We start from the raw sequence: 22,969 nt of genomic DNA, 5'->3' as shown, positions 1-22,969 counted from the left end.
GGCGGAGCCCCAGGGGTGGGCCGGGGTTACGTCAGGCGGGCCAAGGCTTCGGGGAGGGGGAGTTCCTCGCGGGTGCCCGTGGCGCGGTGCTGGAGTTCGACCACCGACTCCGCCGAGCGACGGCCCGCGACCAGGATCCACGGGACGCCGATCAGCTCGGCGTCCGTGAGCTTCACGCCCGGGGAAAGGCCCGGGCGGTCGTCCAGCAGGACGCGCAGACCCGCGGAGGCCAGCGCCTCCGCCGCCTGCTCGGCCAGCGCCAGCGGCCCGGCCTTGCCCGCCGCCACCACGTGGACATCGGCCGGGGCCACGGCCGCCGGCCAGCACAGCCCGCGCTCGTCCGCCGTCTGCTCGGCCAGCGCGGCCACCGCGCGGGAAACCCCGATGCCGTACGAGCCCATCGTGACCCGCACCGGCTTGCCCTCACGGCCCAGCACGTCCAGCCCGAACGCGTCCGCGTACTTGCGGCCCAGCTGGAAGATGTGGCCGATCTCGATCGCCCGGTCGAGCCGGAGACCGGCACCACAGTTCGGGCAGGGGTCGCCCGCTTGCACGACGACCACGTCCAGGTACTGGTCCACCTCGAAGTCCCGGCCGCAGACCACGTTGCGCGCGTGGGTGTCGGCCCGGTTGGCCCCGGTGACCCAGGCCGTGCCCGGCGCCACCCGCGGGTCGGCCAGGTAGCGGACCTTGTCCAGGCCCTGCGGGCCCACGTAGCCGCGTACGAGGTCGGGCCGGTCCACGAAGTCCTCGGCCGTCACCAGCTCCACCACCGCCGGGGCCAGGTGTTCGCCGAGCTTGCCGAGGTCCACCTCGCGGTCTCCGGGCACGCCGACCGCCACGATCTCGCCGTCGATCTTCACCAGGAGGTTCTTCAGGGTCGCCGAGGCGGGCACCTCCAGCTGCGCGGCCAGGGTCTCGATGGTCGGGGTGTCCGGGGTGTCCACCTCCTCCAGCGCCGGGTGCTGCGCGGACACCGGGGCGAGGGGGAAGGTGACGGCCTCGGTGTTGGCGGCGTAGTCGCAGGACGGGCAGTCCACGAAGGTGTCCTCGCCCGCCTCCGCCGGGGCCAGGAACTCCTCGGACGCCGAACCGCCCATCGCCCCCGACACCGCCGATACGATCCGGTGGTCCAGGCCGAGGCGCGTGAAGATGCGCTGGTACGCGGCGCGGTGGAGGGCGTACGACTCCGCCAGACCCTCGTCGGAGACGTCGAAGGAGTACGAGTCCTTCATCTGGAACTCGCGCCCGCGCAGCACCCCGGACCGGGGCCGCGCCTCGTCGCGGTACTTGGTCTGGATCTGGTACAGCATGACCGGCAGGTCCTTGTACGAGGTGCACTGGTCCTTCACCACCAGGGTGAAGATCTCCTCGTGGGTCGGGCCGAGCAGGTAGTCCGCGCCCTTGCGGTCCTTGAGCCGGAACAGCAGGTCCCCGTACTCCGACCAGCGCCCGCTGACCTCGTACGGCTCCTTCGGCAGCAGCGCCGGGAGCAGCACCTCCTGCGCCCCGATCGCGTCCATCTCCTCGCGGACGACGCGCGAGACGTTGTCCAGGACCCGCTTGCCGAGCGGCAGCCACGTCCACACCCCGGCCGAGCTGCGCCGGACGTATCCGGCGCGGACCAGCATCCGGTGGCTGAGGGTTTCCGCGTCGGCCGGGTCCTCGCGGAGGGTCTTGGCCATGAGGCGGGACATGCGCTGCACGTGTTGCGTAGACATGCCCGGAGGTTACCGGCGGCCGTGCTGGCGGCGGAAACCGGATTCCGGCAGCGGTTCCTCAGGGCCTCAGCAGGGGCAGCGCGGCGCCCATGACGGCGTACGGGAGGCTCGCGCTCGGGAAGTGGACCTGGCGGGCGAGGTCCTTGTAGCCGAGGGCCCGGTAGAGCCCGCGGGCGGGGCTGTCGGTGTCGATGGCGGAGAGGATCGAGCGCGGCTCGGCGGCGCTGTCGGTGATGCCGGTGATCAGCGCGCGGCCGACGCCGTGGCCCTGGAATCCGGGGTGGACGTGCAGCTCGGTGATCACGAAGGAGTCGTCGAGCCAGTCGTCGTGGCCGCCGGCCCGGAGGTAGGGCTCTACGACCGTGGACCACCAGTGCGTCCGGTCGTTCGGCATGCCGTAGACGAAGCCGGTGAGCGCGCCGTCCTCGGCGAAGGCCCCGAGGGCGCGGGCGCCGCGGCAGGCCATGTGGCGCTGGACGATGTAGCGCCGGATGCCGACCTCCTCCTCGCTGAGGCCGAAGGCGACGGCCTGCACGCGCAGGGCCTCGTCCACGCGGGCGGCGAGGTCGAGGGGGCCGATGCGGAGTCCGGAAGGCAGCATGCGGCGACCTTACTGCGCGGTAGGGGCGTGCCGGTATGCCGTTGACAAGGTCGGGTACGGATTCAGAACAGCACGCTCGTGAAGGCGCCGACCTCGCGGAAGCCGACCCGGCGGTACGAGGCCCGGGCGGCGGCGTTGAAGTCGTTGACGTAGAGGCTGACCACGGGTGCCACGTCCCGCAGCGCGTGGGCGACGACGGCGGCCATCCCGGTCTCCGAGTGGCCGCGGCCGCGGAACTCGGGGTCCACCCACACGCCCTGGATCTGGCAGGCGCGGGAGGTGGCGGCACCGATCTCCGCCTTGAAGACGATCCTGCCGTCCTCGACACGGGCGAAGGAACGGCCGCTGCCGACGAGTTCGGCGACCCTGGCCTGGTAGAGCAGCCCGCCGTCGCCGGCCATCGGCGAGATGCCGACCTCCTCGGTGAACATGGCCACGCAGGCGGGCATGATCAGGTCCATCTCGTCCTTGCGGACCCGGCGGACCAGCGGGTCGGCCTCGACCGTGGTGGACGGGGACTCGATGACCATGAGGGGCTGGTGGGAGCGCACGTCGCGGGCCGGTCCCCAGCTGGGCTCCAGGAGCCGCCACAGCAGCCGGGTGGCCTCGGAGGGGCCGACGATGGACGAGCAGCGGCGGCCCGTGCGGCGGGCTCGGTCGGCGAAGGCGCGCACGGCGTCGGGTCCGGCGCAGACGGGGACCAGGTTCGCGCCGGCGTAGCAGAGGGAGCGGAGCTCGCCGTCGGCGTACCAGCCCCACATCTCGCCGCCGAGCCGCCAGGGGTCGAGTCCGGCGACCTGGACCCGGGAGGTGACGAAGGCGTTCTCGACCGGCTCGCGTCCGAGGACTTCGAGGGCGGCGTCGAGATCACTGGGCTCAAGGACCCGGGTGGTGGTCTGCGTCAACACTGGGGCCTCACCGTGCAAGTCTGCTGATCTCCGCACTGTACCCGCCGCGACCGGAGGATGCCCGGTCCCCCAGGTCACGAAAAAGCCCCGTCCCCGGCCCGCGAGCTGCGGGAACGGGGCCGGGGGCGGAATTTCGCGGGCGTCAGACGCCGATGGCGACCGTCGGCTCGCCCGACATCACGCCGTCCTTCTCCATCTGCTCGGCGATCTTCATCGCCTCTTCGATGAGGGTCTCCACGATCTTGGACTCGGGGACGGTCTTGATGACCTCGCCCTTCACGAAGATCTGGCCCTTGCCGTTGCCGGAGGCGACGCCGAGGTCGGCCTCGCGGGCCTCGCCGGGGCCGTTGACGACGCAGCCCATGACAGCGACGCGCAGCGGGACCTCCATGCCCTCCAGGCCCGCCGTGACCTCCTCGGCCAGCTTGTAGACGTCCACCTGGGCCCGCCCGCAGGACGGGCAGGAGACGATCTCCAGGCGGCGCGGCTTGAGGTTCAGCGACTCCAGGATCTGGTTGCCGACCTTGACCTCCTCGACCGGCGGGGCGGAGAGGGAGACGCGGATGGTGTCTCCGATGCCCTCGGAGAGCAGCGCACCGAAGGCGACGGCGGACTTGATGGTGCCCTGGAAGGCGGGGCCGGCCTCGGTGACGCCGAGGTGGAGCGGGTAGTCACAGGCGGCGGCCAGCTGGCGGTAGGCGTTGACCATGACGACCGGGTCGTTGTGCTTGACCGAGATCTTGATGTCGCCGAAGCCGTGCTCCTCGAAGAGGGAGGCCTCCCACAGGGCGGACTCGACCAGCGCCTCGGGGGTGGCCTTGCCGTACTTCTTCAGCAGCCGCGCGTCGAGGGAGCCCGCGTTGACGCCGATCCGGATCGGGGTGCCCGCGGCCTTGGCGGCGTACGCGATCTCCTTGACCTTGTCGTCGAACTGCTTGATGTTGCCCGGGTTCACACGGACGGCGGCGCAGCCGGCGTCGATCGCGGCGAACACGTACTTCGGCTGGAAGTGGATGTCCGCGATGACCGGGATCTGCGATTTCTTCGCGATGACGGCGAGGGCGTCGGCGTCGTCCTGGGTCGGGCAGGCCACGCGGACGATGTTGCAGCCGGCGGCGGTCAGCTCGGCGATCTGCTGGAGCGTGGCACCGACGTCGGAGGTCCGGGTCGTGGTCATCGACTGCACCGAGATGGGCGCGTCGCCGCCGACGGCCACCGACCCGACCTGGATCTTGCGGCTGACCCTGCGGTCGGCAAGCTTCGTCGGCACGGCCGGCATTCCGAGAGAGATGGCAGTCATCTGCTGTGCAACCCCAAGGTGTGGATCAAGGTCCCGAGATCGGCGGGCTCCAGGCTTCGAGATTACGCCAAACCCCGCGCGCTCCACGCATCCGAGGGGGTCCGCCACCCGAACGCAGGGAGCCGGGCACGATGCGTGCCCGGCTCCCGGTCCGGTCCTCCACGGCCCTGCGGCCGCTAGGTGATCTTGATCGGGTTCACCACGTCCGCCACCATCACCAGCAGCGTGAAGCAGATGAACAGCCCCGCCACCACGTAGGCGACGGGCATCAGCTTGGCCACGTCGAAGGGGCCGGGGTCGGGGCGCCGGAAGACCCGTGCCACGGCGCGCCGGACCGACTCCCACAGGGCGCCGGCGATGTGCCCGCCGTCGAGCGGGAGCAGCGGCAGCATGTTGAACAGGAACAGCGAGAGGTTGAAGCCGGCCAGCAGGTTGAGGAAGAACACCAGCTGGTGCTGGGCGGGGATGTCGAGGGTGAAGATCTCACCGCTGACCCGCGCGGCGCCGACGACGCCCATCGGACTGTCCTGCTTGCGCTCGGCCCCGTTGAAGGCTGCGTCCCACAGGTCCGGGACCTTGGAGGGCAGGGCGATCAGCGACTCCACGCCGCTCTGCATCATGTCGCCCATGCGGTCGACGGACTGGCCGAAGGACTGCGGGACGTAACCGGAGGCGGGGGCGAAGCCGAGGAAGCCCGCGGTGACGTACTGGTCCTTGACGTAGTTGCCGTGGCCGTCCGTCTTGGCGACCTTGTTCTCGATCAGGTTCGCCTTCAGGTCGATCCGCTGGCCGACCCGCTCGACGGTGATGACGGCGGGGCCGACGGTGGCGCGGATGTCCTTCTGCAGGGCGGACTAATCCTCGACCGGCCGGCCGTTGAAGGCGACGATCTTGTCGCCCGCCTTCAGGCCCGCCGCCTTGGCGGGGGCGGCCGGGTCCCCGGGTGCGCACTTGTCGCGCTTCTCGCTCTGCTGGATGACGCAGTCCGAAACCGTGGCGACCGACGTGGTCTGGGTGTTCAGCCCGAAGGTCATCAGGGTGGTGAGGAAGATCGCCACGGCCAGGACCAGGTTCATGAACGGGCCGGCGAACATCACGATCACGCGCTTCCACGGCTTGCGCGTGTAGAAGAGCCGGCTCTCGTCGCCGGGCTGGAGCTCCTCGTACGCCGCCGAGCGCGCGTCCTCGATCATCGACCGGAACGGCGAGGTCGAGCGGGCGGTGACCTTGCCGTCCTCGCCGGGCGGGAACATCCCGATCATGCGGATGTAGCCGCCCATCGGGATGGCCTTGATCCCGTACTCGGTCTCGCCCTTCCTCCGCGACCAGATGGTCGGCCCGAAGCCCACCATGTACTGCGGCACCCGGATGCCGAACAGCTTGGCGGTGGAGAGGTGCCCCAGCTCGTGCCACGCGATGGAGACCAGCAGGCCGAACGCGAAGATCACGACCCCGAGCACCGTCATCAGTAGTGTCATGCGCCCGCCTCCACGGCGGCCCGAGCCGCCATCTCCCGCGCCCGGGCCCTGGCCCAGGCTTCAGCTTCAAGGACGTCCTGGACCGTCAGGGAAGTTCCCGACTCCGGTGTCCCGTGCTCATCGACCACGGCAGAGACGGTATCCATGATTGCCGTGAACGGCAGCCGACCTGCCAGGAACGCCTCTACGCACTCCTCGTTGGCCGCGTTGAACACGGCGGGGGCGGTGCCGCCGAGGGTGCCCACGTGCCGGGCGAGGCCCACCGAGGGGAAGGCCTCGGTGTCCAGGGGGAAGAACTCCCAGGTGGACGCCTTGGTCCAGTCGAAGGCGGGGGCCGCGTCCGGGACCCGCTGGGGCCAGCCGAGGCCGATCGCGATGGGGCCGCGCATGTCCGGCGGGGTGGCCTGGGCGAGCGTGGAGCCGTCCGTGAACTCGACCATCGAGTGCACGTAGGACTGCGGATGGACCACGACCTCGATGCGGTCGAAGGGGATGTCGTAGAGCAGGTGGGCCTCGATGACCTCCAGCCCCTTGTTGACGAGGGTGGCGCTGTTCACCGTGATCACCGGGCCCATGGCCCAGGTGGGGTGCGCGAGCGCGTCCTTGACGGTGACCCCTGCCAGCTCCTCGCGGGTGCGGCCGCGGAAGGGCCCGCCGGAGGCGGTGACCACGAGCTTGCGCACGTCGGCCCGGGTGCCGGCGGCGAGCGCCTGGAACAGCGCCGCGTGCTCGGAGTCCACGGGGATGATCTGGCCGGGCTTCGCGAGGGCCTTGACCAGCGGGCCGCCGACGATCAGCGACTCCTTGTTGGCCAGGGCCAGGGTCCGGCCCGCCCGCAGGGCGGCGAGGGTGGGCGCGAGGCCGATGGAACCCGTGATGCCGTTGAGGACGGTGTGGCACTCCGAGGCGGCGAGCACGGCCGCCGCGTCGGGGCCGGCCAGGATCTCGGGCAGCGCCTCGGACGCGCCGTACTGGGCGCTCAGCGCCTCTTTCAGGGCCGGTACGACGTCCTCGCGGGCCACGGCCACCGTCCTGACCCGCAGCAGCCGGGCCTGCTCGGCCAGCAGCCCGACCCGCCCGCCGGCGGCGGACAGCGCGGTCACCCGGAACCGGTCCGGGTTGCGCAGGGCGAGGTCGATGGCCTGGGTGCCGATGGACCCGGTGGACCCGAGGATGACGATGTCCCGGGGGCCGGCCGCGGGGTCGAAGAGGAGGTGCGGATCGGCGAGGGGGGCTGGGCGGTCGCTCATGCCCCCATTGTTGCCGGAAGTCAGGAGCGGCCCGACACGGAGCCCCCTTCCGTGACCCGCAGGAGAAGGTGCGGAAGCGTTCCGGCGAAGTCCGGGAGCGTGACGGCGACGCGCCACCAGGCGTCCGGATCGGCGCCGAGGGCCAGCGCGAAGAGCCGGTCCGCCTCGGCCCGGGCGGCGAGCACGGCCTCGGGCCGGTCGTGCCGGTCGGGGTGGTCCACGTCGCCGAGCCAGTGGTCCTCGTCCAGGGCCCAGCAGGCGGGCGCCTTGTGCCGGATCACGTCCTCACCGGTGAGCAGCCCGCGCGCCAGGCAGTCCCGCACCCACCGGATGTCCTCCTCGACGGAGTCCACGGGCACCGCGAGGCTCGCCAGGGCCAGTTCGCGCTCCACGCCCCCGAGGGGCTCGGCGGCCTTCGGAGCGAGGAGGCCGACCGCCGCGACGAGCCCGGGGACGGGTGGTCCGTCGGCCGGCTCGGCCAGGGTCCCGCGGACGGTCCTCGCCACGAGGACCGGCAGGGTGCCGCGGAAGGTGTGGGCATGGCGGAGCAGCTCCGCCCACAGCCGGGGATCGTCGCGCAGGGGCCGCAGCGCCCGTGCGACGGCCGTCCGCATGCCCGCCCGTTCGGGCAGGGTCCAGCGCAGGCCGCTGGAGCCCGGGAGATGCGCGAGCAGCAGGGTCCGGTGCGCGGGGGCGACATGGGCGACGAGCTCGTCGCAGGTGAGCAGCCCCATGCGGACGGCCCGTACGGCGGGCCGGTACCACTGTCGTCCGGACGTGTCCCACCGGTCGGTGTCGAGCAGCTCCTGGCAGACCTTCCGGGGCAGTCCGCCGACCAGCAGCAGGGCCTCGACCACGGTGGGCGGCAGCGGGTCCCGGGCGTGCTCGCGCAGCAGCGCCTCCGGGTCGAGGGGCGTGTGCGGCATCCGCAGCAGGGTGAGGGGGATCCGGACCCGGCGGCCGTGCCGGCGCAGCAGCGCGATCAGCTCGCCGGTGCTGAACGGCCCGGGCCCGACCTCCCGCAGCAGTTCCGGTGACGGGCCGGGGCGGGCCGCGTACCGCGCCGGTCCGGGCAGCCCGGGCAGGGGCCGTCCGACGACGTGGGGGTTGCGGGCGACGAACTGCCGGTCCTCGTCGCTGCCGTGGCGCAGCAGCAGGGTGACGGTCGAGGCCGACAGCCACTCGTCGCGGCACAGGTACTTGCGGGTCGGCGCGTCGAGCCGGCCGATCAGGTCGACGACGACGTGGTCCGGTGCGTGGCGCAGCAGGTGCGCCACGCACCAGGCCAGCCGTCGGCTGTTGCGGTCTTCCGCGGTCGGCATCGCTGTCTCCGCCTTGCCCGTGCTCGTACGCGTACTGGTACTCGTACTCATCCTCGTACGTCTGTCCGACGTCCGGCGATGATCGCAGGTCAGCGGATGGGACGGTGCACGTTTTCCCGAGTCGAGGGGCCGGGGGCTGCGTCGGCGATCCAGGGGCCGTCGCCGGAGGGGTCGATGACGCCGTCCTCCAGCCAGGTGTAGGTGCCGGTCAGGACGCCCTCGACGACCTTGCGGTCGAGGTCGTCGGTGTTGGTCCAGAGGCGGCCGAAGAGCTCCTCGACGCGGATCCGGGACTGCCGGCAGAAGGCGTCGGCGAGCTGGTACGCCTCGCGGCCGTGTTCCCCGGTGGCGCGCAGGTGCTCGGCGCGCACGCACGCCGCGCTCATCGCGAAGAGTTCGGCGCCGATGTCGACGATCCGGCCGAGGAAGCTCTGTTTGGTCTCCATGCGGCCCTGCCACCGCGACATCGCGTAGAAGGTCGAGCGGGCGAGTTTGCGGGCGCCGCGCTCCACATAGCGCAGGTGGGTGGCGAGGTCGGGGTGGCCGGCCGGGTGGAAGGCCCGGTAGGTGCCCGGGACCTGGCCGGCGCCGGTGGCCAGCTGCGGCAGCCAGCGGGCGTAGAACCCGGCGGCACGGGCGCCCGCCTTCGCCTTGTCGCCGAGTGCCTTCTCGGGGTCGATGAGGTCGCCCGCGACCGACAGGTGGGCATCGACGGCCTCGCGGGCGATCAGCAGGTGCATGATCTCGGTCGAGCCCTCGAAGATCCGGTTGATGCGCAGGTCGCGGAGCATCTGCTCGGCGGGGACGGCGCGCTCACCTCGGGCGGCCAGGGACTCGGCGGTCTCGAAGCCGCGGCCGCCGCGGATCTGGACCAGCTCGTCGGCCATCAGGCAGGCCATCTCGGAACCGTAGAGCTTGGCGAGGGCCGCCTCGATGCGGATGTCGTTGCGGTCCTCGTCGGCCATCTGGGAGGCCAGGTCGACCACCGCTTCGAGGGCGAAGGTGGTGGCGGCGATGAAGGAGACCTTGGCGCCGACGGCCTCGTGCTTCGCGACGGGGCGGCCCCACTGCTCGCGTACGCCGGACCACTCACGGGCGATCTTCAGACACCACTTCCCGGCGCCGACGCACATGGCGGGCAGCGACAGCCGGCCGGTGTTGAGGGTGGTCAGCGCGATCTTGAGGCCGGCGCCCTCGGCACCGATGCGCTGGGCCGCGGGAACCCTGACCTGGTGGAAGCGGGTGACTCCGTTCTCCAGGCCGCGCAGGCCCATGAACGCGTTGCGGTGCTCGACGGTGATCCCCGGCGAGTCGGCCTCCACGACGAAGGCGGTGATCCCGCCGCGGTGGTTCTCGCTCTTGGGGACGCGGGCCATGACCACGAGGAGGTCGGCCACGACCCCGTTGGTGGTCCACAGCTTCACGCCGTCGAGGAGGTAGGCGTCCTCGCCGTCCGGGACCGCCGTGGTGGCCAGGCGAGCCGGGTCGGAGCCCACGTCCGGCTCGGTGAGCAGGAAGGCGCTGATGGCGGTGGTGGCGCAGCGCGGCAGGTAGGCGTCCTTCTGTTCCTGCGTGCCGAAGATCTTCAGCGGCTGGGGGACGCCGATGGACTGGTGGGCGGAGAGCAGGGCGCCGATGGCCGGGCTGACGGAGCCGACGAGGGCGAGCGCCTTGTTGTAATAGACCTGGGTGAGGCCGAGGCCGCCGTACTTGGGTTCGATCTTCATGCCGAGGGCGCCGAGCTCTTTCAGCCCGCGCACGGTCTCGTCGGGGATCTTCGCCTCGCGCTCGATGCGCGCGCCGTCGATCTCCGTCTCGCAGAAGGCCCGCAGCCTGGCCAGGAAGGCCTCGCCGCGCCGGACGTCCTCGTCGGCGGGGAGCGGGTGGGGGTGGATCAGGTCCAGCCGCAGCCGGCCGAGGAAGAGCTCCTTGGCGAAGCTGGGCTTGCGCCAGTCCTGTTCCCTGGCCGCTTCCGCGACCTGCCGTGCCTCGCGCTCGGTCACCTTGGGCTGTGCCGGTTGTGTTGCGGACATGAGGGGGCTCACCTCGCCGCCGGAGTCGGGTGGGCACCGGATCACCGGCCGGTGCTACCTGTGAGTCGTACCCCGTTCACGCCCTCGGGAAAAGGGGGACGGCCGGAGCCCCCGCACAGTGGGCTCCGGCCGTCGGCTTTTTGGCCGTACGGGATCAGATGTCGAGGCCGGTCAGGACCAGGACTCGCTCGTACGTGTAGTCGTCCATCGCGTAGCGGACACCCTCGCGGCCGACACCGGACTGCTTGACGCCGCCGTACGGCATCTGGTCGGCGCGGTAGGACGGCGCGTCGCCGACGACCACGCCGCCGACCTCGAGTTCGCGGTGGGCGCGGAACGCGGTCTGGATGTCGCGGGTGAAGACGCCGGTCTGCAGACCGAACTTGGAGTCGTTCACCGCGGCGAAGGCCTCGTCGGTGCCGTCGACCTTCTGCAGCGTCAGCACCGGTCCGAAGACCTCCTCGGTGGCGAGCTTGACGCCGGCCGGGACCTCCGCGAGGACGGTGGGCTCGTACGAGGCACCCTCGCGCTTGCCGCCGGTGAGCAGCTTGGCTCCGGCGGACACGGCCTCGTCGACCCAGGACTCGACGCGCTTGGCGGCGTCCTCGGAGACGAGGGGGCCGACGTCGGTGGCGGAGTCGGACGGGTCACCGGTGACCTGGGCCTGGACCTTCGCGACGACCTTCTCGACGAGGGTGTCGTACACGGAGGCGTCGGCGATCACGCGCTGCACCGAGATGCAGGACTGGCCGGCCTGGTAGTTCGAGAAGGTCGCGATACGGGTCGCGGCCCAGTCGAGGTCGGCCTCGGAGGCCCAGTCGGCGAGGACGACGGCCGCGGCGTTGCCGCCGAGCTCCAGCGTGCAGTGCTTGTGGGGCACCGACTGCTGGATGGCGTAGCCGACGGTGTCGGAGCCGGTGAAGGAGATGACGGGGAGGCGCTCGTCCTTGACCAGGGCGGGCATCTTCTCGTTCGCGACCGGCAGGACCGACCAGGAGCCGGCCGGGAGGTCGGTCTCGGCGAGCAGCTCACCCAGGATCAGCCCGGAGAGGGGCGTGGCCGGGGCGGGCTTGAGGATGATCGGCGCACCGACGGCGATGGCCGGGGCCACCTTGTGGGCGCACAGGTTCAGCGGGAAGTTGAACGGCGCGATGCCGAGGACCGGGCCCTTGACGAAGCGGCGGGTCAGCGCCAGGCGGCCGACGCCACCGGCGTCGGTGTCGAGGCGCTGGGCCTCTCCGCCGTTGAAGCGGCGGGCCTCTTCGGCGGCGAAGCGGAACACGGACACCGCACGGCCGACCTCACCGCGGGCCCACTTGACGGGCTTGCCGTTCTCGGCGGAGATCAGCTGGGCGATCTCCTCCGTGCGCTCGGCGAGCCGCTTGGACACGTGGTCCAGGGCGGCGGCACGCACGTGGGCGGGGGTCGCGGAAAACTCCGCCGTCACGGCGTGCGCCGCGGCCACGGCCTCTTCGACCTGGGCGTCGGTGGGCACGCTGACCGTGCCGACCAGGCGGCCGTCCCACGGGGAGTGGACGCCGAAGCTGTCCTCGCCGGTGGCCTGGCGGCCGGCGAGCCAGAAGGCGTGGGTGGAAGTCATGCGAATCCCGGCCCTTCGAGTGTGTGCGGTGGGTCGTTGTCCCCTCCACGGTAGGACTCGGCCGTGGATTCGGTGTTTAGCCGGGGTGGAGCGGCGGCGCGGCCCGCTTCGCCGGTTTGTCACTGTCGCACCCTGCGGATCCGCTGCTGCGGCTCCGCCCGGACTTCACGCCTCACACGCCGGCGGGGCTGGGAACGGCCCGCTCCCGCCCAGGCGGGAGGGGGCTGGCACTGCGCGCAATGACGCTTGCCCCGCCAGGCGGACGGCGCCAGCCAACTCCAGCCCCGCCGGCGCTTGAGGCGCGGGTCCGGGCGGAGCCCGGGTGACCCCCGCCGAATCCAGCCCCGCCGGCGCTTGAGGCGCGGGTCCGGGCAGAGCCCCGGTGCCCCCGCGCAGCGGCCCGGTCCGGCCCACTCAGGCCCGGCATCCCCCTGCGCAGGCACCGGCCCCGGCCCGGCATCGGCACCCGCTACGACGGCGTCGGAGAGGCCTTCAAGGCCAGCCACAGCTCCATGCGGACGTCCGGGTCGTCCAGGGAGCGGCCGAGGATCTCCTCGACCCGCTTCATCCGGTACCGCAGCGTGTGCCGGTGCACACCGAGATCGGCGGCGGCCGCGTCCCACTGGCCGTGCCGGGAGAGCCAGGCCTGCAACGAGGCCACCAGATCCCCGCGCCCCGTCTCGTCGTGCTCCCGCAGCGCCCGCAGCGTGCCGTCCGCGAAGGCCCGTACGGCGTCGTCGGCCAGCAGTGGCAGGACCGACCCCGCCGCCATTTCCTCGTGCTCCACCATCGGCCGTCCCCGCCGCCGGGCCACGGCCAGGGCTTGGTCGGCCTGTTTCAGGGCCGCCGCCACGGCGCCCGGGCCGGCCGGCGCGGACAGGCCGACGACGAGTTCGTCCGGCTCGGGACCGGCAGCGTCCCGGCCGCGCCGCGCCTCCAGGGCCTCCGCGTGGTCCAGGCACGCCCGTACGGCCGAGCCCCCATCGGCGGCCAGGACGACGAGCCGGCCCTGTTCGGGGACCACGAGCAGCGGCTCGCCGGTGCGGGCGGCCGCCGACTCCACGGTGTCGGCCAGCAGGGCAAGGCCCTCCGGCTGCGCCGTGCCCGGCAGCGCCGGCTCGGCCGCGATCAGCCGGAACGGAGCCTCCAGCAGCGCGCCGTACAGGTCACCGGCCACGGCCCGCGCGTGCTCCGCCTCCCCCGCCAGCAGCATCCGCAGCACCGCCGCCCCCAGCCGGGACTCGGCATCGTGCAGCGAGCGCGAGCGCTCGGTGGTGAGGGTCAGGAGCGCGACGGCGGAGTGGACCGCGTACCGCTCGGCCGTGCCCAGCGGGGCCCCGGTGCCGACGGCGAGGGCGCCGCGCGCCCGCCGTCCCGTGCCCAGGGACTGCAGTTCGACCCGGTCCTCCGAGCCGCCGACCACGGCGCTGGCGGGCGCGGGCCGCTCCCGCAGCCGCTCCACGTCCGGGGTGAGCCGGGCGGCGCGCCGGGCGGCCCAGTCGGGGGCGGCCGCGACGACGGCGCCCGAGGTGTCGTACAGCGCGGCCCAGCCGTGTACGTGCGCGGCCAGCTTCGACAGCAGCTCGGCGGGCCCGTCGGCGGACAGCGCGGCGCGCGTCAGCTCCCGCTGCGCCTCGAAACCGGCGGTCACGGCCCGGTACTGGTCGGCCGCGAGCGCGGCGGATACGGCCTTGCTGATGGCGAGGAAGGGGGTCCGCCGCGGGACCTCCAGCAGGGGCATGTCCTCGGTCCGCGCCGCCTCGACCAGCGCCTCGGGGATCGCCTCGTAGTTCACGCCGATCGCGAAGCCGATGCCGACGACCCCGGCCGCGACGAGGCGGCGTACGTAGCGGCCCATCTCCTCCGGATCCTCCGCGTCGAGCTTCATCGCGGTGATCAGGAGCAGTTCCCCGCCCTCCATATAGGGAACGGGGTCGGCCAGCTCGCTGACGTGGGCCCAGCGCACGGGGGTGTCGAGGCGGCCCTCCCCCGCCCGGACGCTGAGCTTGAGGGCCGAGTGCTGGACGAGCGAGGCGAGGGTGAGCGGCATCGGTTACCGGGGGCCTTAGCGGGAGGGGGCGGCGGAAGGGAAGGACAGAAGGGCAGCAGAGGAGCCGCATCCACTTTTCGCCGTGTCGTATGAACGGCTCCTCACGATTCTGCCACCTCGTACGGGTCTGTTCAGGCCGTTCAGGCGGCTCCGGCGGCTCAGGCCGTTCCGGCCAGCCGCACCAGCAGCGGAGCCGCCCGCTCCCCCCGGACCGAGGTCAGCGACAGCACCGCGTACCCCGGCGGCACGTCGTGCGCCAGGTCCGAGGCGGACCACCGCTCCCGTTCCACCTGCCGCACCGTGACCGCGTCGGTGGTGACGGCCTTGCCGGTGACGAGCTTGCGGAACGCGTGGATCGCCCGGGTCAGCGGCTGGTCGGCGAAGACGGTGCGGTGCGTGACGTCGCGCGTCTCCACCCATTCGGTGCCCCAGGTCTCGGCGAACCGCTTGCCGTCCCAGGTGGTGACCCCGGAGAAGGCCATCCGGCAGCCGACCGCGCCGAGCAGCGGGGTCCGCAGCTCCTCCGGTACGTCGTCCAGCGAGCGCAGCGTGAGCAGGACTCCGGCGTTCGCCGAGCGCAGCCGCTGTACGCCCCGGACGGTCTGCGGGGTCAGGGTGTGCGAGGCGTCGTCGAAGGCGAGGAAGGCGAAGAGGGACCGGTCGGTGCGGGCGGCCGCGGCGGCGTTGAACTGGGCGAGCAGCAGCCGGGCCAGCATCCGCGAGGCGTCGGCGTGCCCGCGCTCGGGGAGGTCGACGCGGACGCGGATCGGGTGTTCGAGGGCGCGCAGCGAGAACGGCCGGCCCTGGCCGGTGGTGTCGAAGAAGCCCGCGAAGGCGGGGCGGTCGAGCAGGGCCACACGGTCGGCGAGGGCCGGCCCGGGATCGGCCGGGGCGCCGTGCTGCCGCTCCCGCGCGTCGAGTTCGCGGAGCATCGTGTGCTGACCGGCGTCGGCCAGGTCACGGCGCAGCTCGCCGATGGCGTCCGGCACCTGTTCGAGCAGCTCGCGCAGCTCGGGCACGGCGGGGAAGCGGCCGTGCGCGGCCCGGAAGGGCCCCAGCAGCTGGGCGAGGGCGGTCGCGGCCCGGCGCACCTCGATCCCCGGTACGTCTCCGACGAAGGCCTCGGCGAGCAGGGTGGCGGCCTCGTCGGGGTCGGTGGTGCCGCCGTAGAGGTCGAGGTCGTAGACGGAGGCGGGGTCGCCGACGCGGACGACGACGTCATAGGCGGCGTCCGGCCCGAGCCGGGCTCCGGCCGCGCCGACGGCGACGACGGCGGCCTGGCCGGCGAGCGCCTGCAGCGCGAGGGACTCGACGACGGGCCGGACCAGCCGGCCGGTCTTGCCGGATCCGGAGGGCCCGACGGCGAGCAGCGAGGTCCCGAGGACCTCGGGGTCGAGCGCGAGCGAGGTGCCGCGGCGGGCGTACGGGTTGCGCGGGCCGTCCTCGACGGCGCCGAGCAGCACCTGCCGGGCCAGCAGATCGTGACGGGCGGCGCGCACGGGCAGGTCCCGCGCCCCGGACGGGTGCACGCAGGCCCCGGCGCCCTTGTCGCGCACGGCCTCGGCGAACGCCCGCAGCCGGGACGGGTCGGCGCGCACGGAATCCCACGCCCGCCGGATCCGCGCGTAGTCCACGTCGTTCATCCGCCCGGCCCCTGCCTCCCCTTCGAGCCGGTCGGCCGCGTCCCCGAGCCCGGCGTCGCGCAACTGCGGCCACCTCGCGGGGTCGTCGGCGCCGCCGGCCTCGGGACGGACCGGAGCAGAGGCGTGTACGGCGCGGACGGCGCGGGCGGCGCGGCTGCCGAGCACCCGGCGGCCCAGCTCGGGCCACCGCCCGAGGCGCCCGAAGCCGATGGCCAGGGTGACGGCGACCAGCGCGTACCAGACGTACGAGGCCACGACGGACGGGAGGGTCCCCGCCCAGGAGTCGGGCGTGAACATGTAGAGGGGCCAGAGCCAGAAACCGCCGAGGTAGCCGTTCCACAGCAGCGACCACAGGAGCAGCCCGGCCAGCAGGGCGATCAGCGCTCCGCTGACCAGCTGGCGGGTCGGGGTCACCTCGGGTTCCTCGGCGGCCCTCGGCACGTGCCCGTAGGTCCAGACGCCCGGCCCGTCGGAGGCGCGCGGGAAGCGCAGCCAGTCCCCCAGCGTCGGCCCGGCGGCCGGGGCGTGGGACGGCTTCGGCGGGAGGCCCGGGGGGTGCGCGGGCGGGCCGGCGGGTCGCGGTACACGACCCGAACGGGTCTCCTGACCGTCGTACGTGCCCTCGGTGTCCATGAACCCCTGCCCCCTGACCGTGCCGTGCGCTGCGGCGCTCAATCTAGTGCCCGGCCCGGGCGTTGGGGCCGTACCCCGCCATGACCGGCGGGACACGTCCCGCGTCCTTCCTATGGCCGTCACGGACAAGGACACGCGGGCACCACTCCCGAACGGAGCATGCAGTACCCCCTCCCCCGGGCCTAGCCTGCGGACAAAGACACAAGTGCGTCCGAAAACACCCCCAGGAGCCCTCTATGACCGCTGTCCCGCAGGAGCGCCGCATCGTCACCGCGATCCCCGGCCCCAAGTCGCAGGAGCTGCAGGCCCGCCGCCTCGAGACGGTGGCCGGCGGCGTGGGCTCCGTGCTCCCCGTCTTCACGGCCCGCGCGGGCGGCGGCATCATCGAGGACGTCGACGGGAACCGTCTGATCGACTTCGGCTCCGGCATCGCCGTGACTTCTGTCGGCGCCTCCGCCGAGGCCGTCGTGCGCCGCGCCTCCGCGCAGCTCGCGAACTTCACGCACACCTGCTTCATGGTCACCCCGTACGAGGGCTACGTCGAGGTCTGCGAGGCCCTCGCCGAACTCACCCCGGGTGACCACGCCAAGAAGTCGGCCCTGTTCAACTCCGGCGCCGAGGCCGTCGAGAACGCCGTCAAGATCGCCCGTTCGTACACCAAGCGCCAGGCCGTCGTCGTCTTCGACCACGGCTACCACGGCCGTACGAACCTCACGATGGCGCTGACCTCGAAGAACATGCCCTACAAGCAGGGCTTCGGTCCGTTCGCCCCCGAGGTCTACCGCGTCCCGGTCGCCTACGGCTACCGCTGGCCCACCGGCGCCGAGAACTGCGGCCCCGAGGCCGCCGCCCAGGCGATCGACCAGATCACCAAGCAGATCGGCGCCGACAACGTCGCCGCGATCATCATCGAGCCGGTCCTCGGCGAGGGCGGCTTCATCGAGCCGGCCAAGGGCTTCCTGCCCGCGATCGTGAAGTTCGCCAACGACAACGGCATCGTCTTCGTCGCCGACGAGATCCAGTCCGGCTTCTGCCGGACCGGCCAGTGGTTCGCGTGCGAGGACGAGGGCATCGTCCCCGACCTGATCACGACCGCCAAGGGCATTGCGGGCGGTCTGCCGCTCGCCGCCGTGACCGGCCGCGCCGAGATCATGGACGCCGCCCACGCGGGTGGCCTGGGCGGCACCTACGGCGGCAACCCGGTGGCGTGCGCCGGTGCGCTCGGCTCCATCGAGACCATGAAGGAGCTCGACCTCAACGCCGCGGCGAAGAAGATCGAGTCCGCCATGAAGGCCCGTCTGACGGCCATGCAGGAGAAGTACGAGATCATCGGCGACATCCGCGGCCGCGGTGCCATGATCGCGATCGAGCTCGTCAAGGACCCCGCTTCCAAGACCCCGTTCCCGGAGGCGGCCGCGCAGCTGGCCAAGGCCTGCCACGCCGAGGGCGTGCTGGTCCTCACCTGTGGCACCTACGGCAACGTGCTCCGCTTCCTCCCGCCGCTCGTCATCGGCGAGGACCTGCTGAACGAGGGCCTGGACATCATCGAGGCCGCGTTCGCGGGCATCTGATCGAACGGCTGGTACGCGGCTAGAACGCGGCTAGAACGTCCGAGCGCAGCGCTCGCCCGATACCGGCGGTAATCGTCGGGCGCTGTGAAGAACGTGTGGGGGGCCGATGGCGGGAGCGCGTTCCCGCTGTCGGTCCCCCTTTCGCTGCCGTACGGTTTCTGCAGATGAGTGAGACACCCCGCTCCCGGGAAACCGAGGGCGACACCAGTGCCGGGCTTCCCCAGCGCCGTACTGGGCATGCGTTCGCGCACACTCCTCACCGATCGGACGGCCGACCGCCCCAAACCCCCCGGGGCGTGCGGCAACCCGATCCGGGCGGCCGTCCCGGAACCATCCCCCCTGTTCCGGGACGGCCGGCTACTCTCCCCAAGGCCGTCGCCGTCCGGGCCGCGCTCTGTCTGACCGCCTTCGCCCTGATCACCTGGCAGGTCCTGGTCTCGGGGCCCTTGCTGTTCCCGGACGCGCGCCTCAGCCGCGCTCTCGTCCGCAGCGTCCCCGACGCCGTCACCGAACGGCTCTCGGACCTCGGCAACGTCCCGGTCGCCCTGCCCGTGCTCGTCCTCGCCGTGGTGTACGCCGCCCGGCGCGGCAACCGGCGCGGGGCGGCGGCCGCGGCCCTGGCCATGGCGCTGGTCCCGGTGCTGGTCGTCCCGCTGAAGGAGTGGACCGCCCGGCCCGGCCCGCTGGAGCCCTGGGCCGCCGGCTACTACCCCTCGGGCCACACCGCGACCGCGGCCGTCGCCTATCTCGGCGCGGCCCTGCTCATCGCCCCGTACACCCGCCGGGCATGGCCCACGGCCGTCGCCCTCGTGCTGACGGGGGCGACGGCCGTGGGGCTGGTCCTGCGGGGCTGGCACTGGCCGCTGGACGTGCTGGCCAGCCTCCTCGTGTGCGCCCCGCTGCTGATGGCGGTGCGGTGGTTCAGCCGACTGCACCCGCGAAGTATCCGTCGAAGTTCCGGCTGAACTCCCAGCCTCCGAAGCGGTCCCAGTTGACCGACCAGGTCATCAGGCCGCGCAGGCCCGGCCAGGTGCCGTGGGTCCGGTAGCCGCCGCAGCCGGTCTTCTTCGTCAGGCAGTCCAGAGCCTTGTTCACCTCGGCGGGCGGGGTGTGGCCGTTGCCCGCGCTCGTCGTGGCCGGCAGGCCGATGGCGACCTGGTCCGGGCGCAGCGGCGGGAAGACGCGGGCAGTGTCGCCGGCGACCGGGAAGCCGGTGAGCAGCATGTCGGTCATGGCGATGTGGAAGTCCGCGCCGCCCATGGAGTGGTACTGGTTGTCGAGGCCCATGACCGGGCCCGAGTTGTAGTCCTGGACGTGGAGCAGGGTGAGGTCGTCGCGCAGGGCGTGGACGACCGGGAGGTACGCGCCGGCCCGCGGGTCCTGGCCGCCCCAGGGGCCCGAGCCGTAGTACTGGTAGCCCAGCTGGACGAAGAAGGTCTCCGGGGCCATCGTCAGGACGAAGTCGGGGCCGTACTTGGCCTTGAGGGTCTTCACGGCCGAGATCAGGTTGACGACCACGGGGGTGGTGGGGGCGCGGAAGTCGGTGTCCCCCGTGGCGAGGGAGAGGGAGTGGCCCTCGAAGTCGATGTCGAGGCCGTTGAGCCCGTACTCGTCGATGATCTTGCTGACGGAGGAGACGAAGGTGTCGCGGGCGGCCGTGGTCGCGAGCTGCACCTGGCCGTTCTGGCCGCCGATGGAGATGAGCACCTTCTTGCCCGCGGCCTGCTTGGCTTTGACGGCCGCCTTGAACTCGGCCGGGGATTCGGCGTTCGGGCACTCGGCGACCGGGCAGAGCTGGAAGCGGATGTCGCCCGAGGTCACCGAAGTCGGTTCGCCGAAGGCGAGGTTGATGACGTCCCAGGAGGCGGGCACGTCCGCCATCCGGACGTAGCCGGAGCCGTTGGCGAAGCTCGCGTGCAGGTAGCCGACGAGCGCGTGCGCCGGGAGGCCGCCGCCACCGCCGCCACCCCCGCTCGTCGTGGTCACGGAGACGGGGGCGCTCCTCGGGGACTCGCCCGCCGGGTTCACCGCGCTGACCTGGAACGTGTACGTGGTGGACGCGGCGAGGCCGGCCACCGTCGCCGCGGCGGAGGTGACGGAGAGGGGCGTCGCGCCGTCCCGTTGGACGGTGTAAGAGGTGGCCCCGGGCGCCGCCGACCAGGACAGGGAGACCGAGCTCGACGAGGTGGCGGAGGCCGTCAGGCCGGTGGGGGCGGCCGGGGGCCGGGGCTGGGGCCGGCCGCCGGGGTCGGGCCCGACCAGGGTGAGGTCGTCGGTGACGTGGGCGGGCTGGCCGTACCAGCCGTGGGTGTAGACCGTGACGGAGGTCGTGGCCGGGCCGGTGCGGAAGCCAGTCGTCAGCTGCTTCCAGGCGCCGGGGCTCTGGGTCCACGTCGAGACGTCGGTGGTGCCCGTCCCGGTCGCACCTAGGTAGACGTACGCACCCTGCACCCAGGCGGCCAGCGTGTACGCCGAGTCGGGTTCGACGGTGACGGTCTGGGAGCAGCGGGCGTTGTCCTGGCCTGCCGGGGTGGCCTTGAGGGCGGAGCCGCCTCCGTGCACGGGCGAGGTGACGGTGGCTCCGCTGCCGCCGGAGCAGCTCCAGCCGTCGAGTCCGGCTTCGAAGCCGCCGTTGCGTACGAGGTCGGCGTCCGCCGCCGCGGCCGGCGGACCCGCTGCGAGGAAGCCGGCAGCCGCGAGTGCGGCGGCCGTGAGGAGGGACCGGGCTCTGCGCACAACTGCCTCCGTGACATGGGGGGATGGAGGGGATCAGCGGCGCCCAAGATGGTCCAGACCAATGCCCTTGTCAAGGCTTCCGGCCTTCCTCCGCCACCACGCGCGCGGCCGCCTCGTGCATCGCGAGCTCCAGCAGCGCCGGGTCGGTGAGCGTCCCCTGCCCGTCCGGGAGCACCAGCCAGCGCACCCCGCCCGTGGCGCGGCCGGGATACGGCACCACGATCCAGGTCCCGCGCCCCGCGCCCCGTACGCCCGTCCCGATCCAGCGGGACGCCGTGCCCGGGGGCACGAAGAAGCCCAGCCGCGAGTCGCCGAAATCGGCGAGCACCGGGCCGGGCCGGGTGAGGAGCAGGTTCAGCACGTCGAGGGTGGCCTGCCCCAGCTCCCCGGGCACGATCAGCACGTCCCAGCGCCGGCCGGCGGGCAGCAGGGCGACCCCGAGGGGGTTGCGCTCCCACTCCCACCGGCAGGCTTCGGGGTCCGGCGCCACCGATACCAGCCATTCCACTGCCGTCCTGGTCTCCGGGATCGCCATCGCCCGGCCTCCGTTCGTCCCGTGTCGGTGAAGGGTTCTCACCGGGAGAGAGCGCGGCCGGGCGCGGCTATGACGCGGGTTCCGTTACTCCGAGACGGTGAAGCGGGTCACAGGATGACGGGCGGGTGTGCGCCGGGAGCGTGCGCGGCGGCGGCTCAGCTGTCGAAGCCGAGGCCGAAGCGGTCCAGAGTCCTGAGCCAGAGGTTGCGGTGCCCGCCGCGGCGGTCGGCGCGGGCCAGCGACCACTTGGTGAGGGTGATCCCGGTCCACGCGAAGGGCTCCGGCGGGAACGGCATCGGCTTGGACCTCACCATCTCCAGCCGGGTGCGCTCGCTGGGGACCCCGTCGAGCAGGTCCAGCATCACGTCCGCGCCGAAGCGGGTGGCGCCCACGCCGAGCCCGGTGTAGCCGGCCGCGTAGGCGACCTTCCCGGAGTGCGCGGTGCCGAAGAAGGCCGAGAAGCGCGAGCAGGTGTCGATCGCCCCGCCCCACGCGTGGCTGAAGCGGATCCCCTCCAGCTGCGGGAAGCAGGTGAAGAAGTGTTCGGCGAGCTTGAGGTAGGTCTCGGGTCGGTGGTCGTACTCGGAGTCGAGCTTCCCCCGGTAGGGGTAGATCGCGTCGTAGCCGCCCCACAGGATCCGGTGGTCCTTCGTGATCCGGAAGTAGTGGAACTGGTTCGCGCTGTCGCCCAGCCCCTGGCGGTTCTTCCAGCCGATCGAGGCGAGCTGCGCCTCGTCCAGCGGCTCGGTCATCAGCGCGTAGTCGTAGACCGGCACGGTGAACGGGCGGATCCGGCGGACCAGCGAGGGGAAGATGTTGGTGCCCAGGGCGACCCGGCGCGCGAGGATCGTCCCGTACGGGGTCTGCACGGTCATCCCGGGGCCGGCCGAGGCCATCTTGAGGCCGCGGGTGTTCTCGTAGATCCGCACCCCGAGGTCCAGGCAGGCCCGCTTGAGGCCCCAGGCCAGCTTGGCCGGGTTGAGCATGGCGACGCCGTCGCGGTCCCAGAGGCCCGCGAGGAAGGTCGGGGAGTCGACCTCGGCGCGCAGCGCGTCGCCCTCCAGCCATTCGGAGCTGCCCGCGAGGCCGAGACGGCGGGCCTCCTCGTGGAGTTCCCGCAGCTCTTCGACCTGGTGGGGCTCGGTGGCCACGTCGATCTCGCCGGTGCGCTCGAAGTCGCAGTCGATGCCGTAGCGGGCGGCCGCCTCCTCGATGGCGTCGAGGTTGCGGGCGCCCAGCTCCTCCAGCTTGGCGAGCTCCCCCGGCCAGCGGGCCATCCCGTTGCCGAGGCCGTGGGTGAGGGAAGCGGCGCAGAAGCCGCCGTTGCGGCCGGAGGCGGCCCAGCCCGCCTCCTTGCTCTCGATCAGCACGACGTCCCGTCCGGGGTCGCGCTCCTTGGCGAGCAACGCGGTCCACAGACCGCTGTATCCGCCGCCGACGACCAGCAGGTCGCACCGCTCGTCGCCCGTGAGCGCCGGCTGCGCGGCGGGCTTGCCGGGGTCGTCCAGCCAGTACGAGACCGGCTTCGCTTCGGAAAGGGATTTCGCAACACTACGCATGGCGACTGGGGCCATGGCTTCCAACTCCC

General features: G+C 72.7%; 15 protein-coding genes and 1 pseudogene. 2 read left to right on the top strand and 14 right to left on the bottom strand.

All coding sequences use genetic code 11. From position 1 onward, the window contains the following. Positions 1-26: 26 nt before the first annotated feature. The 11 genes and pseudogenes from AB0D48_RS12435 to AB0D48_RS12385 all read right to left on the bottom strand — a co-directional run bounded on the left by AB0D48_RS12435 (position 27) and on the right by AB0D48_RS12385 (position 16,539). Positions 27-1,721, bottom strand: coding sequence for a proline--tRNA ligase (locus AB0D48_RS12435; protein ID WP_362394258.1), 1,695 nt, complete (start codon positions 1,719-1,721; stop codon positions 27-29). Between the two features lie 58 nt (positions 1,722-1,779). Beyond that, a complete protein-coding gene (locus tag AB0D48_RS12430; protein ID WP_362394255.1) occupies positions 1,780-2,322 on the bottom strand; it encodes a GNAT family N-acetyltransferase in 543 nt (180 codons plus the stop codon). A gap of 62 nt (positions 2,323-2,384) precedes the next feature. Then, positions 2,385-3,230, bottom strand: a complete 846-nt coding sequence (locus AB0D48_RS12425) for a GNAT family N-acetyltransferase (protein ID WP_362394252.1) — start codon at positions 3,228-3,230, stop codon at positions 2,385-2,387. Between the two features lie 142 nt (positions 3,231-3,372). Further along, the gene (gene ispG / locus AB0D48_RS12420) at positions 3,373-4,530 is read right to left on the bottom strand and encodes a flavodoxin-dependent (E)-4-hydroxy-3-methylbut-2-enyl-diphosphate synthase (RefSeq protein ID WP_362394249.1); all 1,158 of its coding nucleotides are present in this window, start codon (positions 4,528-4,530) and stop codon (positions 3,373-3,375) included. A gap of 176 nt (positions 4,531-4,706) precedes the next feature. Then, positions 4,707-6,008 (bottom strand): annotated as a pseudogene (locus AB0D48_RS12415) (site-2 protease family protein). Further along, on the bottom strand, positions 6,005-7,258 hold the full coding sequence (dxr, locus tag AB0D48_RS12410) for a 1-deoxy-D-xylulose-5-phosphate reductoisomerase (protein WP_362394246.1): 1,254 nt from the start codon (positions 7,256-7,258) through the stop codon (positions 6,005-6,007). The pseudogene AB0D48_RS12415 and the gene dxr overlap by 4 nt, the downstream one beginning before the upstream one ends. Positions 7,259-7,278: 20 nt before the next feature. Then, on the bottom strand, positions 7,279-8,580 hold the full coding sequence (locus AB0D48_RS12405; RefSeq protein WP_362394244.1) for a hypothetical protein: 1,302 nt from the start codon (positions 8,578-8,580) through the stop codon (positions 7,279-7,281). An 89-nt stretch (positions 8,581-8,669) separates the two neighbouring features. After that, positions 8,670-10,613: an acyl-CoA dehydrogenase family protein gene (locus tag AB0D48_RS12400; protein ID WP_362394241.1), complete on the bottom strand. Its 1,944-nt coding sequence runs from the start codon at positions 10,611-10,613 to the stop codon at positions 8,670-8,672. A gap of 154 nt (positions 10,614-10,767) precedes the next feature. Further along, entirely contained in the window at positions 10,768-12,213 is a 1,446-nt protein-coding gene (locus AB0D48_RS12395; RefSeq protein WP_362394239.1) for an aldehyde dehydrogenase family protein, read from the bottom strand. 469 nt (positions 12,214-12,682) lie between these two features. Next, positions 12,683-14,263 (bottom strand): PucR family transcriptional regulator, encoded by a 1,581-nt coding sequence (locus AB0D48_RS12390; RefSeq protein WP_362394236.1) that lies wholly within the window; start codon positions 14,261-14,263, stop codon positions 12,683-12,685. 158 nt (positions 14,264-14,421) lie between these two features. After that, a complete protein-coding gene (locus tag AB0D48_RS12385) occupies positions 14,422-16,539 on the bottom strand; it encodes an ATP-binding protein (RefSeq protein ID WP_362394233.1) in 2,118 nt (705 codons plus the stop codon). Between the two features lie 236 nt (positions 16,540-16,775). On the opposite strand from AB0D48_RS12385, the gene gabT reads away from it, so the two are divergent. Both gabT and AB0D48_RS12375 read left to right on the top strand, forming a co-directional pair. Beyond that, on the top strand, positions 16,776-18,110 hold the full coding sequence (gene gabT, locus AB0D48_RS12380) for a 4-aminobutyrate--2-oxoglutarate transaminase (protein WP_362394230.1): 1,335 nt from the start codon (positions 16,776-16,778) through the stop codon (positions 18,108-18,110). A gap of 164 nt (positions 18,111-18,274) precedes the next feature. Then, complete coding sequence (locus tag AB0D48_RS12375) at positions 18,275-19,075, top strand: phosphatase PAP2 family protein (protein WP_362394227.1); 801 nt, start codon at positions 18,275-18,277, stop codon at positions 19,073-19,075. Here AB0D48_RS12375 and AB0D48_RS12370 read toward each other — a convergent pair. The 3 genes from AB0D48_RS12370 to AB0D48_RS12360 all read right to left on the bottom strand — a co-directional run bounded on the left by AB0D48_RS12370 (position 19,032) and on the right by AB0D48_RS12360 (position 22,955). Further along, positions 19,032-20,846 carry a glycoside hydrolase family 18 protein gene (locus AB0D48_RS12370; protein ID WP_362394224.1) on the bottom strand — a complete coding sequence of 605 codons (1,815 nt, stop codon included), beginning with the start codon at positions 20,844-20,846 and terminating at the stop codon, positions 19,032-19,034. The genes AB0D48_RS12375 and AB0D48_RS12370 overlap by 44 nt on opposite strands. Before the next feature lie 70 nt (positions 20,847-20,916). Further along, complete coding sequence (locus AB0D48_RS12365) at positions 20,917-21,381, bottom strand: hypothetical protein (protein WP_362394221.1); 465 nt, start codon at positions 21,379-21,381, stop codon at positions 20,917-20,919. A 155-nt stretch (positions 21,382-21,536) separates the two neighbouring features. Beyond that, positions 21,537-22,955: an FAD-dependent oxidoreductase gene (locus tag AB0D48_RS12360; protein WP_362394218.1), complete on the bottom strand. Its 1,419-nt coding sequence runs from the start codon at positions 22,953-22,955 to the stop codon at positions 21,537-21,539. Positions 22,956-22,969: the final 14 nt, after the last annotated feature.

The organism is Streptomyces sp. NPDC048269 (genome assembly GCF_040652395.1).
Lineage (GTDB): Bacteria > Actinomycetota > Actinomycetes > Streptomycetales > Streptomycetaceae > Streptomyces.
Note: the sequence above shows the minus strand (reverse complement) of the source record. Positions and strands in the feature narration are given on the sequence as shown.

Bases quoted from the DNA above. Each gene is read 5' to 3' on its own strand.
- gabT (WP_362394230.1), top strand. From the start codon at position 16,776: ATGACCGCTGTCCCGCAGGAGCGCCGCATCGTCACCGCGATCCCCGGC.
- AB0D48_RS12405 (WP_362394244.1), bottom strand. From the start codon at position 8,580: ATGCCGACCGCGGAAGACCGCAACAGCCGACGGCTGGCCTGGTGCGTG.
- AB0D48_RS12400 (WP_362394241.1), bottom strand. From the start codon at position 10,613: ATGTCCGCAACACAACCGGCACAGCCCAAGGTGACCGAGCGCGAGGCA.
- AB0D48_RS12430 (WP_362394255.1), bottom strand. From the start codon at position 2,322: ATGCTGCCTTCCGGACTCCGCATCGGCCCCCTCGACCTCGCCGCCCGC.
- dxr (WP_362394246.1), bottom strand. From the start codon at position 7,258: ATGAGCGACCGCCCAGCCCCCCTCGCCGATCCGCACCTCCTCTTCGAC.
- AB0D48_RS12385 (WP_362394233.1), bottom strand. From the start codon at position 16,539: ATGGACACCGAGGGCACGTACGACGGTCAGGAGACCCGTTCGGGTCGT.
- AB0D48_RS12395 (WP_362394239.1), bottom strand. From the start codon at position 12,213: ATGACTTCCACCCACGCCTTCTGGCTCGCCGGCCGCCAGGCCACCGGC.
- AB0D48_RS12375 (WP_362394227.1), top strand. From the start codon at position 18,275: ATGAGTGAGACACCCCGCTCCCGGGAAACCGAGGGCGACACCAGTGCC.
- AB0D48_RS12360 (WP_362394218.1), bottom strand. From the start codon at position 22,955: ATGGCCCCAGTCGCCATGCGTAGTGTTGCGAAATCCCTTTCCGAAGCG.
- ispG (WP_362394249.1), bottom strand. From the start codon at position 4,530: ATGACTGCCATCTCTCTCGGAATGCCGGCCGTGCCGACGAAGCTTGCC.
- AB0D48_RS12390 (WP_362394236.1), bottom strand. From the start codon at position 14,263: ATGCCGCTCACCCTCGCCTCGCTCGTCCAGCACTCGGCCCTCAAGCTC.
- AB0D48_RS12435 (WP_362394258.1), bottom strand. From the start codon at position 1,721: ATGTCTACGCAACACGTGCAGCGCATGTCCCGCCTCATGGCCAAGACC.
- AB0D48_RS12365 (WP_362394221.1), bottom strand. From the start codon at position 21,381: ATGGCGATCCCGGAGACCAGGACGGCAGTGGAATGGCTGGTATCGGTG.